The 14,581-nt window shown below is 33.1% G+C and carries 18 protein-coding genes and 3 pseudogenes; all 21 read left to right on the forward strand.

The annotated features are described in order from the left end of the window. Positions 1 to 454 precede the first annotated feature (454 nt). Positions 455 to 529, forward strand: a pseudogene (locus tag ACRPLY_RS00225) (polymorphic toxin type 15 domain-containing protein); the annotation flags it as partial. Between the two features lie 13 nt (positions 530 to 542). After that, positions 543 to 1,097 carry a T6SS immunity protein Tdi1 domain-containing protein gene (locus ACRPLY_RS00230; protein ID WP_028413063.1) on the forward strand — a complete coding sequence of 185 codons (555 nt, stop codon included), beginning with the start codon at positions 543 to 545 and terminating at the stop codon, positions 1,095 to 1,097. A 349-nt stretch (positions 1,098 to 1,446) separates the two neighbouring features. Continuing rightward, complete coding sequence (locus ACRPLY_RS00235; protein ID WP_028413064.1) at positions 1,447 to 2,226, forward strand: hypothetical protein; 780 nt, start codon at positions 1,447 to 1,449, stop codon at positions 2,224 to 2,226. Between the two features lie 19 nt (positions 2,227 to 2,245). Beyond that, positions 2,246 to 2,959: a pentapeptide repeat-containing protein gene (locus ACRPLY_RS00240; protein WP_432231454.1), complete on the forward strand. Its 714-nt coding sequence runs from the start codon at positions 2,246 to 2,248 to the stop codon at positions 2,957 to 2,959. 700 nt (positions 2,960 to 3,659) lie between these two features. After that, positions 3,660 to 4,358 carry an SMI1/KNR4 family protein gene (locus ACRPLY_RS00245; protein ID WP_432231455.1) on the forward strand — a complete coding sequence of 233 codons (699 nt, stop codon included), beginning with the start codon at positions 3,660 to 3,662 and terminating at the stop codon, positions 4,356 to 4,358. A 186-nt stretch (positions 4,359 to 4,544) separates the two neighbouring features. Further along, complete coding sequence (locus ACRPLY_RS00250; RefSeq protein ID WP_165635274.1) at positions 4,545 to 5,054, forward strand: Imm6 family immunity protein; 510 nt, start codon at positions 4,545 to 4,547, stop codon at positions 5,052 to 5,054. Between the two features lie 272 nt (positions 5,055 to 5,326). Then, on the forward strand, positions 5,327 to 5,740 hold the full coding sequence (locus ACRPLY_RS00255) for a hypothetical protein (protein WP_165635273.1): 414 nt from the start codon (positions 5,327 to 5,329) through the stop codon (positions 5,738 to 5,740). Positions 5,741 to 5,769: 29 nt separating this feature from the next. Next, complete coding sequence (locus ACRPLY_RS00260; RefSeq protein WP_028413069.1) at positions 5,770 to 6,285, forward strand: Imm6 family immunity protein; 516 nt, start codon at positions 5,770 to 5,772, stop codon at positions 6,283 to 6,285. 455 nt (positions 6,286 to 6,740) lie between these two features. Continuing rightward, positions 6,741 to 7,205 (forward strand): hypothetical protein, encoded by a 465-nt coding sequence (locus ACRPLY_RS00265; RefSeq protein WP_028413070.1) that lies wholly within the window; start codon positions 6,741 to 6,743, stop codon positions 7,203 to 7,205. Positions 7,206 to 7,501: 296 nt separating this feature from the next. After that, positions 7,502 to 7,988, forward strand: a pseudogene (locus tag ACRPLY_RS00270) (antitoxin YezG family protein). A gap of 205 nt (positions 7,989 to 8,193) precedes the next feature. Beyond that, on the forward strand, positions 8,194 to 8,649 hold the full coding sequence (locus tag ACRPLY_RS00275) for a DUF4274 domain-containing protein (RefSeq protein ID WP_165635272.1): 456 nt from the start codon (positions 8,194 to 8,196) through the stop codon (positions 8,647 to 8,649). A 209-nt stretch (positions 8,650 to 8,858) separates the two neighbouring features. Further along, positions 8,859 to 9,292, forward strand: a pseudogene (locus ACRPLY_RS00280) (immunity protein YezG family protein). A gap of 27 nt (positions 9,293 to 9,319) precedes the next feature. Continuing rightward, positions 9,320 to 9,826 (forward strand): ankyrin repeat domain-containing protein, encoded by a 507-nt coding sequence (locus tag ACRPLY_RS00285; protein WP_165635271.1) that lies wholly within the window; start codon positions 9,320 to 9,322, stop codon positions 9,824 to 9,826. Between the two features lie 322 nt (positions 9,827 to 10,148). Beyond that, the gene (locus ACRPLY_RS00290; RefSeq protein ID WP_071277046.1) at positions 10,149 to 10,640 is read left to right on the forward strand and encodes an immunity protein YezG family protein; all 492 of its coding nucleotides are present in this window, start codon (positions 10,149 to 10,151) and stop codon (positions 10,638 to 10,640) included. A 126-nt stretch (positions 10,641 to 10,766) separates the two neighbouring features. Beyond that, positions 10,767 to 11,222 (forward strand): DUF600 domain-containing protein, encoded by a 456-nt coding sequence (locus ACRPLY_RS00295; protein ID WP_165635270.1) that lies wholly within the window; start codon positions 10,767 to 10,769, stop codon positions 11,220 to 11,222. A 53-nt stretch (positions 11,223 to 11,275) separates the two neighbouring features. Further along, complete coding sequence (locus ACRPLY_RS00300; protein ID WP_165635269.1) at positions 11,276 to 11,755, forward strand: antitoxin YezG family protein; 480 nt, start codon at positions 11,276 to 11,278, stop codon at positions 11,753 to 11,755. Between the two features lie 90 nt (positions 11,756 to 11,845). Beyond that, positions 11,846 to 12,316 (forward strand): SMI1/KNR4 family protein, encoded by a 471-nt coding sequence (locus ACRPLY_RS00305; RefSeq protein ID WP_165635268.1) that lies wholly within the window; start codon positions 11,846 to 11,848, stop codon positions 12,314 to 12,316. A 113-nt stretch (positions 12,317 to 12,429) separates the two neighbouring features. Then, positions 12,430 to 12,807, forward strand: a complete 378-nt coding sequence (cdiI, locus tag ACRPLY_RS00310; protein WP_165635267.1) for a ribonuclease toxin immunity protein CdiI — start codon at positions 12,430 to 12,432, stop codon at positions 12,805 to 12,807. Positions 12,808 to 12,946: 139 nt separating this feature from the next. Then, on the forward strand, positions 12,947 to 13,477 hold the full coding sequence (locus ACRPLY_RS00315) for an ankyrin repeat domain-containing protein (RefSeq protein WP_165635266.1): 531 nt from the start codon (positions 12,947 to 12,949) through the stop codon (positions 13,475 to 13,477). Positions 13,478 to 13,530: 53 nt separating this feature from the next. Continuing rightward, a complete protein-coding gene (locus ACRPLY_RS00320) occupies positions 13,531 to 14,025 on the forward strand; it encodes a hypothetical protein (RefSeq protein ID WP_029322197.1) in 495 nt (164 codons plus the stop codon). A gap of 27 nt (positions 14,026 to 14,052) precedes the next feature. Beyond that, positions 14,053 to 14,565, forward strand: coding sequence for a hypothetical protein (locus ACRPLY_RS00325; protein WP_033579200.1), 513 nt, complete (start codon positions 14,053 to 14,055; stop codon positions 14,563 to 14,565). The last annotated feature ends 16 nt before the right edge of the window (positions 14,566 to 14,581 follow it).

The following is a 14,581-nucleotide window of genomic DNA, read 5'->3' on the forward strand; positions in this document are numbered from 1 at the left end:
AAAGCACTTGATTGTCTACTTTAGGCAACAAGTGCTTTTTGTGAGAAATTTATGCTTTGGACTACATAAAAAATGCTAATGAAAATCAATAGCTTATGATGGTTGTACCATCAAGGCATTATGTTTTAATACTTGGTTTGTGAAAATAATATAATAATTAGGCGATAAACAATGGATAAACAATGGATAAAGTAAAAGGATGTTCGAACTCTGCTTTGGCTTAATAAATTATGAGTTGTATTTTTACTAGATACGGCCGTATAATACTCGCTATTCGTTAAAAAAGCGTTACATAAATTTTAATTTCGTAATGGGGGCTGAAAAATTAAACGTTGTTGGGTATACAGAATTCTCAACTTAAGGACAGGTAAGTTGAAATATCAAAAAGACGAAATCAAAGTATACTGTAAGGAACAAGGCTTGAACTTGATACATATTGTTAGAGATTGAATTGATAGAAGAGATGGCTAAAGATATGACGCCTGAACAACTCAAAAACACGTATTTAAATGTAAAGCTTATACACTAGGGAGGAGTAGGAATTGAATATATACAATGATTTTCGGCAAAGTGGAACAGTAGAAGAAGAAACAATCAATAAATATAAAGAGTATCTTCCAAAAGAATTGATTGAAGCGTGGAAAACATATGGATATGGAACTCTCCTGAATGGTTATTTAAAAGTAATTAATCCTGATGATTTTAGAGAGTTGATAACTGACACATATTTAAGAAATGAAGGGACCATTCCAATTCTTGCTACATCCATGGGTGATATTATATTATTTGAGGTGGATGAAAATAATGAGTCCTATGTAGTGATGGTTAACTATCGTAAGGCTAAAACGAAAGTGCTAGCTTCAAAATATTCTTTATTTATTAGATTTTTAGAGGAAGAACCATTTAGACAGAGATCATTAGAATGGTCACCTTATACAGAAGCAGTAGACCACTATGAGTTGCCAGCTTATGATGAGTGTTTTGGTTATACTCCATTATTAGGGCTTGGTGGAGCAGAAAAAGTAGAGAATCTAAAAAAAGTCAAATTGAAGGAACATATTCTCATTATTACTGAATTCATGGGACCAGTTCAGTAATGAACTATAAGCACTTGACTGCCTTTTAGGCAACAAGTGTTTTTTTTGTGAGCCATTTTTAAATTTCTTAGATACCTGATGTGAATGTGAAAAATATCAGAAAGTTAAAGAGAAATGAGGTTGAATTTTTAAAAAAATATTTCAAAAAAACAAGTGTTGACGTTAAAAACATTTATACTGAGAGTAATATGCAAACAAAGAAATTTATAGTTAAAAACATTATTGATGGTAAGCATGGCCTTACAGCATTTTATTAGTGTTAAAGAAGTAAAAGTAGTATGAAAGAATTTGAAGATTTATTCAGTGAATTGCAGACTGATATGATATCTAGTATGGAAGGAGGATATAAATGAAACCTAATTATTTTTCAATTTCAATGTACCCCACAGTAGCTTTTAACGAAGAGGAGCTATTAGGTCGTCTTTTGGAAGTGTTTGAGTCAAATGAAAAATTTGCTCCTACCCATTGGGGTAACTCTGAAACAGTAAAGGTAGAATATAATCGTCGGGAAATTCTAGAAAAAGTGATTTCAGAGCGTAGAGTATCTGAAGTTCACCTGTATCGTGATAAAGCGGTGCACTATAAAGGGAGTTTTAAAGTTAACTGGAGTCATAGTTCATATTTGGAATTTGAGTTCCATAAATCAATACCTAAAAAATTATGGTCTGTTTTTTTTGAGTTATCTGATCAAATCGCAGAAATTGTAAAGCCGCGTTATGGAGTGTCCCAAATTTTTTGGAAAGCATCTTATCCGTGGAATACTGAATATGAACGCTTACATATGTGGATGAATATGTCTTCACTACCTATACCGGTCAGGTTTCTTCCTAACGGTCCCTTGGGGGTAGGAGCTAGAACATATTTTAGTGGTCATATTTTAGAAATGTTTGATAAGGAATTCCTACTAAATACTCCCGCTGTCGTATCAGAATTAGAATGGGGCGGGGTTTGTATGGATCTTTTACAAAATCCATTAGAAGCTGATAGGGATACATTGCTAGATCGGTGGTTACATGTAATGAAATACTTAGAACCAGCTCAAGTAATAGCTGTGCCAAGTTTTCATGAAAGTCGAATGGTTGTCACGTATTCGCCCAATGTTGCTTGGAAGAAGTATCTAGAAAATTAAAGGAAAGGAATTTGTAATCATGGATGAGAAAAGTAATGAGCGAATAAGGGTTATGGAAATAGTAAATAGATCTCAATATAATGATGAGGTTATAGATCAGGTAGATACGAGTGATTTAGACCTTAGTTTTTCAGACCTGTCAGAAGTAATGGCAAGGCGTATTATGGCAAAACGTGTTGTGTTGAGAGCCTCTTCCCTAATGAGAGCAGCGTTTCATGACTGCGATTTTGAGTTAGCTGATTTCAGAAGTTGTAATTTAGAGGAAATTAACATGGCAGATTGTAGGTTTGGCGAAGCGGATTTTTCTAAAGCAAATATGAAATATGCAAAGATAAATATAAGTAGTTGCTTTGAAACTCGTTTTGATGAGGCTGATTTTTCACATGGAGAATTAGTTGGAACAATTTTAAATCATGCTACATTTCGCCATGCAAATTTGTCAGGAATTGATGCGGAACAGGCCGACTGTATGGGAACGGATTTCAGCGGTGCCAATCTGACAAATAGTAAATTTGAAAAAGCGCATTTGGAAAATGTAAATTTATCAGCGGTAGATGCTAGAAATGCTAATTTCACAGAAGCAGATTTTACCGGAGCAATCCTTTTAAATGGGGATTTCACAGAAGCGGATTTTACCGGTGCTAAACTCGACAATGTAGTTTGGACAGGAGCAAATGTAGAAGGAGCTAAGTTTGACGAAAATGTGAAAGAACAAGTGTTGAAAATGATATAGAAGTTGATTTTAAATTGTATGTAAAATTGGCACCTACGTTTCAATGTATGATTTGTCACAGCATGTAAAGGGTGTCACACTCTCGCTATAAAACTTGCAAACTTAAAGCACTTAATTGTCTAAGAGAGACGATGAGTGCTTTTTGTATTTCAGTATGAAAGGTGAAATGAATATGATAATTTTATAAGTATGCTAAAGAGAACGGTAAAGCAGTATCTAAAAAGAAATCAATACCCAATTTTGTGAAAAAAACAATGGGAAGAAATATGTTGTTGATTCTTATATTCCAGGTGGGGAAATTGTCTCGAGGAAATTCACTCAACTGACTGAAGTACAAGAAAAGACCGCATTAAGTTATTTAAGTGAGTTTACTAAAAAATATTATTCTGGTAAATTTAACCTAAACACTTTAAAAGGTGGTCGAGTAGAGGGAGAATTAATTTTGGAAGTTCCTGTTCAAACGAAGCCAGTTCCACAAAAAATCACTAAAGACCATTGGTCGATACGAAAACAAAATGTATTGAAGTAATATGACAGGTGAAAAGCCGAAAACTCATGATTTTAAATATACTGACTAGCTTAAATAGACCCAAAAAATGATGAATACTGAAAATCACCTAGGTTTCTACAATAGTCTAACAGAAGAAAATAAATATAGTTTAATAAATGCATTTAAGAGGATAAATAGGAGTGATTCTAAGTGAATAAGTTATCTTTTCTACAACAATACAGAAAAAGTATTGAGTTTGTATCTAATGAAGACTTACTAAATATTAAGAAAGAGAACATCCCGAAAGAATGGGTGGAAGTATTTATAGAAACTGACAAGACTGAGAGGAAAGATAAACTAATTGCTTTATGGAATCGGGTATGTGAAAAAGAATTAAGTCACACGATTTCATATTTAAAAGAGAATTTAGTAGATGTTGAACTCATTATAGATAATGGACAGTACGCCATTCTATATAGCGTGAAGAGTGAAAATGACGAAATTCTTTATTATGAAGGGGGAATACCAAACAAATCAATTTACGATTTAGACATGCAACAAGCTTGGTCAAGTGTTCCGCAATCTATTGTTAAATTTTACGGAAAGTTACATAATGGCTTTTATTATATGCCAAGTCGAGCAATGGGTCTAGTACCGTTAGAGAGAGTAACTTATTTTAAAGAAGATGAATGGGGGATTCTTGATGATTTAGAGCATCCATTAGAAATCAATCTTGATACCACTTATGGATTTTTTGAGAATGGTATTGGTGGATACGTTGCGGTGGATTTGAACAATTGTACGGATAATAGAGCAACACTGTGGTTCACCAATGACCAGCCTGAATATAGTGTTGATTTCTGGGATATTGTAGATGAATGGATTTTAATAGGGTTACAAGATAATTAAAAAATAATGTGTAAATAGACTAAGTAAGTTTATATAGCATATAGCACTTGATTGTCCATAAAAGGAAGCAGGTGCGTTCTTTTATTTGAGCGTAACAATCAGTACAATCATAAAAAAGTTCAAAAATGAATTACGTGTATGTTTAAAAAAATGGAAAGATTATTAAATAAACATAAGGAGGGTTTTATGAAAAATAAATCCATTCTTAATTTACAAAGTGAACGAAAAGTTGGGGTTGTTTTAATTGTTGCTGAAAGAGTATTTTCTGTAATGAGTAAAGGTGATGAAAGATATCCAGCAGGTAGAGAAGCGTTAGACAAATGTTGGTTATGGGGTGAATCTCATATTGTAACTGGAGATGAACTCTATGAGCTTATTGACAATGCAGACTATACAGGGATCTCAGAATTTGCTGAGGAAGAAGAAGACTTGAATATGGCTAGGCTATGGTCACTACTAGTGGATGCCGCCGCTTATACATCTTGGGAAGCTTATAAAAACGAAAAAGTAAAATATGTACCGCAAGCACTGGAAGGTATCGGTGCAGATAGTAGCACTGTCTTTTTGAATAGCGCAGTTGAGACCGGTTTTATCACAGTAGAGGAAATTGAAAGAATGGAATTAGTTTTTTATGATTATGAGTGTACAAGCAATGAAACCTCAATAAAAAGAGAAGATTTTATGAAATTATTTTAACTCAGTGTATGGAACCCATTGAATAAAGAGAACGAATGAGTAAGTGTAGACCACTACAGCAAATAGTGAGAACTAACAGTCAGCAAACCTCAAAAAGCAGTTAAATGCATTATTTTTAACAGTACGTAATTGTTAAAGGAAAGAAAAAGGTATTTTTTACGTTTTAGGATAGGGATCAATAGATCTGGTCAAATTTTATAAGTGCAAAACTATTAAATAGCAATGTATCTTTAGTCTTAACAAGTCATCCCATTTTATTAAGGAGAATGTAAATGAAAATGGAATTAAATATCCAACAAAGAGTTGGAGAATATAGAGTGAAAAGTGATCAGTTATTTGAACAGAAAAATTATCAACAATCTGTTGATGTATTAATCAAAGGGTGGGAAGAGATTCCGCTTCCAAAAGGGTTATATAGTGATACTTATGAGGTGGTAAAAGATATCATTGATACCTTTATCATAATGAATGACTATGAAAGTGCCCAATATTGGCTAACTCATCTATACTCATCAGGCTTTAAACGATTTGATGATGGTGAAAAAGAGTTTATTTCAGGCGTTATTTATTATGAATTGGGATCCCTTTTACTTGCCAAAGAGTTTTTTGATATAGCTAATCGAAAATCAGAAGGAAGGTTATTTGAAGGGAAAGACACGAAATATATAAAATTACTCAAAAGGTAACCATGTATGAAGGAGGATCACCAAATCAAATGAATCGATTTAATAATTTGAGCAAGGATGCTAAAGTCGTATATCTATTGTCGCTATCTAATTTAATTATCAACAAGATTTCTGAATCTAAAGGATTTAAAGTAGCGGTTGAGTCATTAGAAAAAGCTTGGGAATGGCTAAAATTAAAGGATTTTGACGCAGATAGCCTGTATGTATATTTAGAAAACATAGATGAAACAGATATCATGACTTATATGCAACTGGCCGATGATAAAGATAATGAAAAAGTATGGATATGTATTGGAAATGCTCTGGCATATACAATCTGGGAGGCGTATCAATATGAAAAAGAAAAGTATCTTCCCCAGACTATTGAAAGTGTTGATTATCAGACTGTTGAAAGCTTCATAACAAATTTTGAAAAGGTATATGAGAATAATAGTATCTCAGATAAGCTATTACACTTTCTTGAAGAAAACTATCCAAAGAATGCTGATAAAAGGGTAGATTTAATTTCAATAAAGACTTTTATTGATGAGTCTATTGAGAAATAGATAACTAAGAAACTTCTAAAAATGTGTAATTATTTAGCTATACTTTTAAAAGCAGATTTTAACTTCAAAGATAAGCAGATGAGACTTTTAGATGACAGCTGCTTTTGGTTGTTTTTTTGAGATATTTACATTTTGTATACTTGAATGATGCTTTATTAAAGTTCATGAAGGTAGCATCATCAAGGAATATCAAGTTAATATTTGAATTTTATGAGAAGGACGATGATCAGAAGCCAAATGGATATATCGCCTTTTAATATTACACTTCATCACAATGTTAAAGAGGTATACAAATGGAATGTAAGGATGGTCAATCATTTATCCCTTGCCGGACGATACTGTGCTTTCTGAAAAGGAAGGTAAATGGAGAATGAATTTACCAGAAACGTATAAAGAATTTGTGAAAAAAAAAAGCACTGTTAGTAGAAATATTATGGGAAGGTGTACAAGTGACTATGGAAATGTATTATTGTGACGAATGGTCAGATATCAAAAAGAAGCCTTGGAACATTCTTGATGAGCATACTGCATACACATACCACCAAAAACATAAACCCTATACGGTCGTACTAAGGGAAGATGAGAAGCACAAGTATATTATAAATATTACAAATGAATGGGTTTCGGTAGGGTTTTACGATGAACTAATTCGTAAATATTTAAATTATGACTTCGAAGTTATGAGTGAAGGTATGGTTTTTTTAAGAACAGCCATGTATTGGGAATATGATGATGAAACTGATACAGAAGTAGGTATTTTGATTTTGAATTTCCGAGAAGATGGTTACATAGCAATGGAAAAGCGAGATTTAAAGAATGTTTCAGTAGAGGAGCGCGAAACAAACAATACCCTTGAAAAAAACTGGGATGTGTTTCCTGAGTTTGGCCAATACTTATATTTGTGCAAAGAAGAACGCTAATTCTTTTGTAAAGCTAGAGTTCATAAGATGTGTCAGCTTAATAGTTGCTAGGATATATATAAGTATCATACTTTTACTATGAAAGTTACAACATTAATGCTACTAAAAAACAGATGGACTTAAAGCACTTGATTTTGTACAAAAGTAACCAAGTGTCTTTTTTTAGTTGTCTGACATGGATTTGAAGAAACATAAAAAAGTTAAAGATAAACAGTTAGAATAACATACCAAATTGAAGATGAAGAACTAGGGATAGCAACAGTTGAAAACCAGTCAGGAGGATAAATTCTATGCAAATGGAAAGCCAGTTACAGGAATTGTATCAAGAAATAGCAGAAACGGTTAATAATATGATTCCAGAAGAATGGGAAAGATTTTATTTTTATGCACAGATTGATGAATCCGGGGGGGCGAGTTTACTTTTTTTATAAATCAATTAGAGATAATAGCTACACGTATAGTCTAGATATACCAAAACAATTTAACATATCGGAACTAGAATTTAATAATGAAGAAGATAAGCTTTTTGATCTTAGTGAACAGCTCAGGGAAATCTTTAAAGAAAATAACCAGGAACTATGGTATTCTTTTACGCTAATGTTAGAGCAAACAGGGAAGTTCTCTGTATCATTTGATTATACAGATTGGTTGAATACAGATTACGGATTTGTAGCACAGAAAAAGATTTGGAAGTATAAATATTTAGATGAAGCACCGGCGGATGAAAAAACTAAAAGTTTAATAGATCAGTATTTAAAAGAATATCCAAATAATCCTATTTAAATAATTATTAAGGCTATACAAATAAAGGAAGCAGTAAGCACAAAGTGAAGATGCGGGATTTTCGAGTACAAATATTTAAGTAGAGAATTAGCGGATGAAAAAGATAAAGAACAAATGATGAAAATGAAAAGATATGAAGAGAATTTTAACAGCAATAATCAATAATTTATAGCATTTGAGTTTTTTAAAAAGGAGGCAAGAACTTATGGATAAGGACGATATTCATTTTCTTCAACAGTTACTTAATAGCACAGATAAGGATTATATAATAAGTTATTTATTGAATACTAATAACTTTCTATTGCTTCATTACTCTGCTGCAAATTATAACTGGAATAGTGGATTTGAAGTGCCAACAGTTATTCTAGAAAATGCAGCTTGTGATTTTGGAACAGGTTTACTGATGTTTCATTATGCAGACGGGTATCGTATGTTAGAAGATCCTGGTGAGGTTTCAAATTCTTCCTTGGAAAATTGGAAAAAATTTTTAGGGGAAGTTTACAATAAACTCATAAACTTAGAGTTTACATCTCAGACTATTTCTTTCAATCCTGAATTAACAAACATTCAAAAATATAAATTAAAGAAGAGTAATTCAAACATTCCTGAACTCCTTATTAATAAATCTCCAGGAGATGCGGTTGATATTTTTAAAATATAATGAATTAGTAACTAAACTTAGGTTAATTGATGCATTATAAAAAGAGAAAAGAGTTAGGTCTAAGTCTAAAATACATAAAGGAAGCTAAATATCAAGCAGCTAAATCTGGAAGAATGGTAGGTATAGAATTTGAACGAACTGAAGTCATGAAAAGAGTAGAAAATGAAATGAAGCAATTACATAAAAAAATAGCTGAAACAGTGAATAAAATGATACCAGAAGAATGGGGAAAGTTTTATTTTTATGCTCAAATATCAGAAACTGGGGGAGGTACTTATTTTTTTATAATACACTTCAGAATATACAAAGTTTTACGTATAGCTTGAAAATCCCGTTTGAGTATCATGTGGATCAACAAGAATTTAAAAAATGTAAAAGAAAACTGTTTGAATTGAGCAATCAATTAAGAAGCAGTTTTGAAAATAATTACCAAGAGCTTTGGTATTCATTTACAATGTCTGTAGATAGTAACAGGAAGTTGAACATACACTATGATTATACGAATTGGTTCGATACAAAGTATAGTTTTAGTGACCAAATGATAACTTGGAAACGTAAATACCTAGGTGAAGAAGCAAGTGAAGAAAAAGATAGAGCATTAATTGCAAAGTACGATAGTGAATTTCCGAATGATCCTATTTGAGTAGATGATAATGAAGGAGTTTGCATAGTGGACCGAAACCATAGTAAGAAATTGATAAGAAATGCCATTAAAACTGGCGATATCAACGCAGTGAAAAAACTAATAGGAGATGATATAGAGGTTTTAAATACCGTGACTGTATTTGGTACGTGGTTACATGTAGCGGTTAAAAAAGAGAACCTTCAAATCGTCCGATATTTAGTTGAAAAAGGAATTGACGTTAATGCGAAAGGCGGGACATTTGATGCTTCTGCGTTAAATTTAGCAGCTGGGTCCGGTAATTTAGAGATAGTAAAGTATTTAATAGAATCTGGAGCAGAACTAGATGTGAGCTCAGCGAAGAGAAATCCACTGTTTGGAGCAATTTATGGTGGGCATCAAGAAGTAGTTAAATATTTAGTACAAAAAGGAATAGATGTGTCGCTTAGATACACGGGAGAAAATATCAAAAATATGAATGCCTATGAATATGCAAGAGAGTTTGGGCAGACTGAGATTGCTGAATATTTAAAGCAAAGGATGACTGAAAATTGATTGGGTTTAGATTGTCTCTCATGCAGGTGGTACAAATTGCTTAAGAGCAAAAAAATGAGGAGAGAAGTTGTTAAATTAGGAAAAGAATTCGAAAAGAGTCGAATTCTTTTTTTATGTTGGAGTAAAAAGTTAGTATTTGAAATGTAAAGAATGCAATGCAGGAAGTAGAGAGAAAGTATTTAGTACTTTAGTGTTTTATGATAAGAGCAATGATGAGTTTATTGTAGTGGTTTATAATAGTTATAGAGAAACATTAATGGATGGTACAGTAAGGAACGCGTTATAAACTGGAAAAACAGTTAGGTGGTCGAACATATTGAGTATGGAAACAGAAATAAATCAAATTTATAGGGGGATTTCTGAAACAGTGAATGAAATGATTCCTACGAAATGGACAAAGATTTATTTTTACGCTCAAATATCCGAAACGGGCGGAGGCACTTACTTTTTTTATAATACCCTTGAGAATGAAAAGAACTATAAATATAGTTTAGAAATTCCTTGTGAATACGACGATATTGATAAAGAATTTTATAAAATGAAGGATCGAGCTTTATTTGAGTTAAGTAATAGATTAAGAAACGTTTTTAAAGATAATCAGCAAGAACTTTGGTACTCTTTTACACTATCTGTTAATAGCGATGGCAAATTGAAGGTGCATTATGATTATACAAATTGGTTTGACACGGATTACAGCTTTGATGACCAGCTAGTGATTTGGGAATATAAATATTTAGGAACAGAACCAGATGATAGCGAAAGTAAGACTTTAATCAATAAGTATTTAAATGAGTATCCCAATAATCCAATTTAGCATAAATCCAGTATTTGTGGTTAAATTCCCACCTCATGAAGGTACTAAATTAACCCTAAAGAATTGCATCAAGGGAACATTTTACAAGCGTAGAATTAAAAGTTTATAAGCGAGGTGCAACATCATATGAAAGAATTTGAAGAACGATTCACTGAACTCCAAGCTGATATGATATCAATTTGTATGGAATATATTAACGATAGAGCCGACAAAGTGTATATCTATGCTTCGTGTGAAGGAAACATTATCGCTAGTAAGTTTTTTTATCTTATTAACAATCAATATGTAAAATCTCATCAAGTGAACGACGCCTTAGAGGATGAGGATGAAAGATATGATACATCTCCGAAAAGAGGATTTATGGTATTAAATATTTTAAATGAAGATATTGAAAAAATTGAAGCGCTGTGTAAAGAAAATAACAGAGACATGCCAACGGAGATGAAATTAATTTATGATGTGAAGAGCGGCCACTTTACAGCGGAATACAATTACGAGTTGGTTTATACAAATGATGATGTTAAAACCGCTAGTTATAATGCTAATGAGTGGTTTGAAAAGGTGAAACTTAATAGGCTTTAATATTTTGCTAGGGCTTCTTAGGCAGTTTAACAAGGCAGCAGGAGGAATGTTAGATGAACGAAGAAAAAGTGAATAAGCTATATCAAGACATAGGCAATATCGTAATAGAGACCATTCCGGAAGCGTGTTCTAAAGTTTATCTTTATGGTGAAGTTGTTGATGGTGCCCAAACAGCGTACTTCTATTATTATCCTAATAACAGTGATGAAATTATATACAGTCATGACATTCCTGAAATTTTTGCTGTAAGTGAAGAAGACTATGTTAAACAATGGAACAAATTATTAGACTGCATCCAAGAATTGTGGAAAGTGTTTACCTCCAGTGAGAACCAAGAGCCATGGACCAACTTCACTTTAATTTTTAATCACAAAGAAACGTTTACGATTCAATTTAATTATGATGATCTTTCAGCCGCAGATTCCCATGCTAGGAAGACAATATGGAAATATGAATACCTTGGTATCTTGCCAAAAAGTAAGCTAGGACAAAAGCATCTAAAGAGATATCTCGAGGCTGTAAAAGATAGATAAAAAATGAACAGCTTATAGTGTAATTCATTATGTTAAATATACATATCTCAATAGGGAATGAAAGAATACTACAGAGAAGGAGTACATTCAATGGAAATAAAAAAAGATTCAATCATTTATCCATTACCATCGGATAATTTAGTAGCTGAAAAGGAAGCGTTTTGGAGAGTGAAATTACCTCCAGACTATAAACAAATGATAAAAAGAAATAACGGGGCTTCTCCAGAAGCAAAAGCTTTTAAAGTGAAGAGTCATAGCTATGTATTAATAAGGTTTTTATGTATTCTTGAAGCCCCAGAGAACAATGAAGCCGGTACGTTTGATATTGATGTAACATGGACTCAATTAGAGGATCGGCTTACAGATGATGGAGATTTATTGGGAGTAGCTTTATTACCAATCGCGACTTTATTTGCAGGAGATTTTGTGTGTTTAGATTATAGAAATTCAAGAGATAACCCTAGCGTTTGTGTATGGGATCATGAAAATTCTGCTGAGCTTGAGCCGAACACGTACCCTGTTGCAGATACATTCAAAGAATTTTTAGCTATGCTTCATTAATCCGCAGCTAAAGTAGGGCATGAAAATAATTGTGGATTTTTTGAGGCTCTCATAGAAGTAGGCGTGATCAAATAGTAAACGTTGATTCAATTAATTATAAAAAGGGGATATAAATGAAGAAGATCGTAGAATTATTTCATGATATAGATTGTACGTTGTCTCCCATGATAAGTTTTTATAGCGCTTTATCAGATCAAAAATTTTTAAAAGTCTTACACTATTTTTCAGAGGAAACTGGTTATGGAAATGAGTACCACATTTGTACATTTTCAGACGACTTAGAGCCGTGGGAAGAGGGCTATGTTGAAAACGGCATTGAATTTCTAGACGGTACGGGTGACACTGACAAAAGTGTTATTGTCGATTATGAAACGTTTTTAACTTACTTGCACAAAATTTGCCACGTATATATGGAAGATCATGCCCATGATAAAGAAAAAGTGATGGCTCTTTTACATAAAATCAAACAAAATTATAGTATCGAAGACTAGTAGGAGTACATAAAGAAGCCGCGAATCGAGTCTTGCTATAGATAATAAGCTCCCGACACTACAGCGCATTACACCAAGCAGAGAGACGATATATTTTGGAGAGAATTCTACAAGGTAGAAAGTAGAGGGAAAACGAAAAATGGAAATAACTCAAATGACAAAAGCTATTAGAGACGCTATAAAAGGTGGTCACTTAAATAAGGTAAGAGACTTATTGGAGAAAAATCCAGAAATGTTAACATGGATTACACCTTTTGGCACATGGCTACATGTAGCGACAGCTTATGGTCATTTAGAAATCGTACAATACCTTATTCGTGCTGGAATAGATGTGAATGCACAAGGAGGAACTTTTTCTACCAATGCCTTAGAAAGAGCGGCTGCAAAAGGACATATAGATATTGCTAAGTATCTTATTAACCATAATATTGAAATTGATATCAGTGAACCAGATAGAAATCCGCTGTTTGCTGCCATATATAACGGTCATTTTGAGATGGTTAAACTGTTAGTTGAGAATCATATTAATATATCGATTACATACTCTGGTGAAAATATGAAAGAGATGGATGCTTACGCATTTGCGATTGAACGAGGACAAATAGAAATGGCTGAATATTTAAAACGAAAGCTGAATGAAAAAGTACAAAAGAGAGTGCTTAAAGATTAATTAAATCGTATATAACAGGCCACAAAGCTAATAAAAGCAAGGAGGTCCATCTCATGCTAGAACCCATATATGCTGAAAACGTAATTGTCGGAGTAGTACATAAAAAGCAGTTTCAATGGTATGTGACCGATCGAGAGCTATGGTATTTGGATTATGTAAAGTTTGCACAAGCTTTTGAAAATGAAGGTGATTCAGCGGTTAATGAATACATCGAACCTGAACGAAAAGGGATCGAAGTTCTCAGCAATGAAAATGCTGAGCTTTTTTTAAAACGTATAGAGTCGTATCAAGCAGATACAACTACTCTTTTAAAGCTGTTTGAAGATAAAATAGAAAGCGTAGATGAAGAAGACGTATTAGATTTTAGCCCTTCGTTTTTGGTGGATTTTGATCAAAAGACGTTTTACTCACTGTTTCCTGAGCCGGCTTCATTTGAAGAATATGTTCCAAGCGATTGGAAAGGAACGTATAAAGACTTTACAGGTTTGATTCCAAAAATAGAAAAGTATTGGGTAAATAAGGACGGAGAAAATTTATTTGAGCTGTGAAAGCAAACAGGGCATGGAGGGATAATGTTGTTTCGTGTTCAAACATTCATTAAGCGTCCAGGTATTTTGATTACGGATTTATCATCTCTATATGAAAAGGAATCGCACTATTTTATCGATATATCGAACGAAGAAGAACTCATTCGTTACGGTAATCAGTTTGATTTTACTTGCCTTGAAGGAGCTATTAAGCTTGAATACTACGGTGAGCCGCTTCTTGATGCATCTGCATGGGATGTTATAGATGGGATGTGGCTTTATTTGTTGGATGCAATGGAGAGTTTAAAAGAGACCGGATATGGAGAGATGAATTTTCCAGATCAACCGTTAGTATTAACCTTAAAATCGGCTTCTGAACAGTTTGTACTGTATACCTTGCATACATCTCCTCCCGTAAAAGCAGTGCTTCCAAAACAAGACTTTTTTATGGTGGTGTTAGGAGGAGCGGAGCAGTTTTTTAAAACGATGGAGAGATGTTTTAAAGGGAACTTTCGGTATTTCAGTGAAATCAAACGTATTGAAGCGTTAAAAAGGCAGTAAGGAAGACGAGGTTACT

It is taken from the genome of Priestia sp. TGN 0903 (assembly GCF_050846855.1).
GTDB lineage: Bacteria > Bacillota > Bacilli > Bacillales > Bacillaceae_H > Priestia > Priestia zanthoxyli.

Excerpts from the sequence above, each read along its gene's own strand:
- ACRPLY_RS00290 (WP_071277046.1), top strand. The coding sequence starts at position 10,149 with ATGGAAACAGAAATAAATCAAATTTATAGGGGGATTTCTGAAACAGTG.
- ACRPLY_RS00315 (WP_165635266.1), top strand. The coding sequence starts at position 12,947 with ATGGAAATAACTCAAATGACAAAAGCTATTAGAGACGCTATAAAAGGT.
- ACRPLY_RS00235 (WP_028413064.1), top strand. The coding sequence starts at position 1,447 with ATGAAACCTAATTATTTTTCAATTTCAATGTACCCCACAGTAGCTTTT.
- ACRPLY_RS00240 (WP_432231454.1), top strand. The coding sequence starts at position 2,246 with ATGGATGAGAAAAGTAATGAGCGAATAAGGGTTATGGAAATAGTAAAT.
- ACRPLY_RS00265 (WP_028413070.1), top strand. The coding sequence starts at position 6,741 with ATGGAAATGTATTATTGTGACGAATGGTCAGATATCAAAAAGAAGCCT.
- ACRPLY_RS00275 (WP_165635272.1), top strand. The coding sequence starts at position 8,194 with ATGGATAAGGACGATATTCATTTTCTTCAACAGTTACTTAATAGCACA.
- ACRPLY_RS00250 (WP_165635274.1), top strand. The coding sequence starts at position 4,545 with ATGAAAAATAAATCCATTCTTAATTTACAAAGTGAACGAAAAGTTGGG.
- ACRPLY_RS00320 (WP_029322197.1), top strand. The coding sequence starts at position 13,531 with ATGCTAGAACCCATATATGCTGAAAACGTAATTGTCGGAGTAGTACAT.
- ACRPLY_RS00295 (WP_165635270.1), top strand. The coding sequence starts at position 10,767 with ATGAAAGAATTTGAAGAACGATTCACTGAACTCCAAGCTGATATGATA.
- ACRPLY_RS00260 (WP_028413069.1), top strand. The coding sequence starts at position 5,770 with ATGAATCGATTTAATAATTTGAGCAAGGATGCTAAAGTCGTATATCTA.
- ACRPLY_RS00300 (WP_165635269.1), top strand. The coding sequence starts at position 11,276 with ATGAACGAAGAAAAAGTGAATAAGCTATATCAAGACATAGGCAATATC.
- ACRPLY_RS00305 (WP_165635268.1), top strand. The coding sequence starts at position 11,846 with ATGGAAATAAAAAAAGATTCAATCATTTATCCATTACCATCGGATAAT.
- ACRPLY_RS00255 (WP_165635273.1), top strand. The coding sequence starts at position 5,327 with ATGAAAATGGAATTAAATATCCAACAAAGAGTTGGAGAATATAGAGTG.
- cdiI (WP_165635267.1), top strand. The coding sequence starts at position 12,430 with ATGAAGAAGATCGTAGAATTATTTCATGATATAGATTGTACGTTGTCT.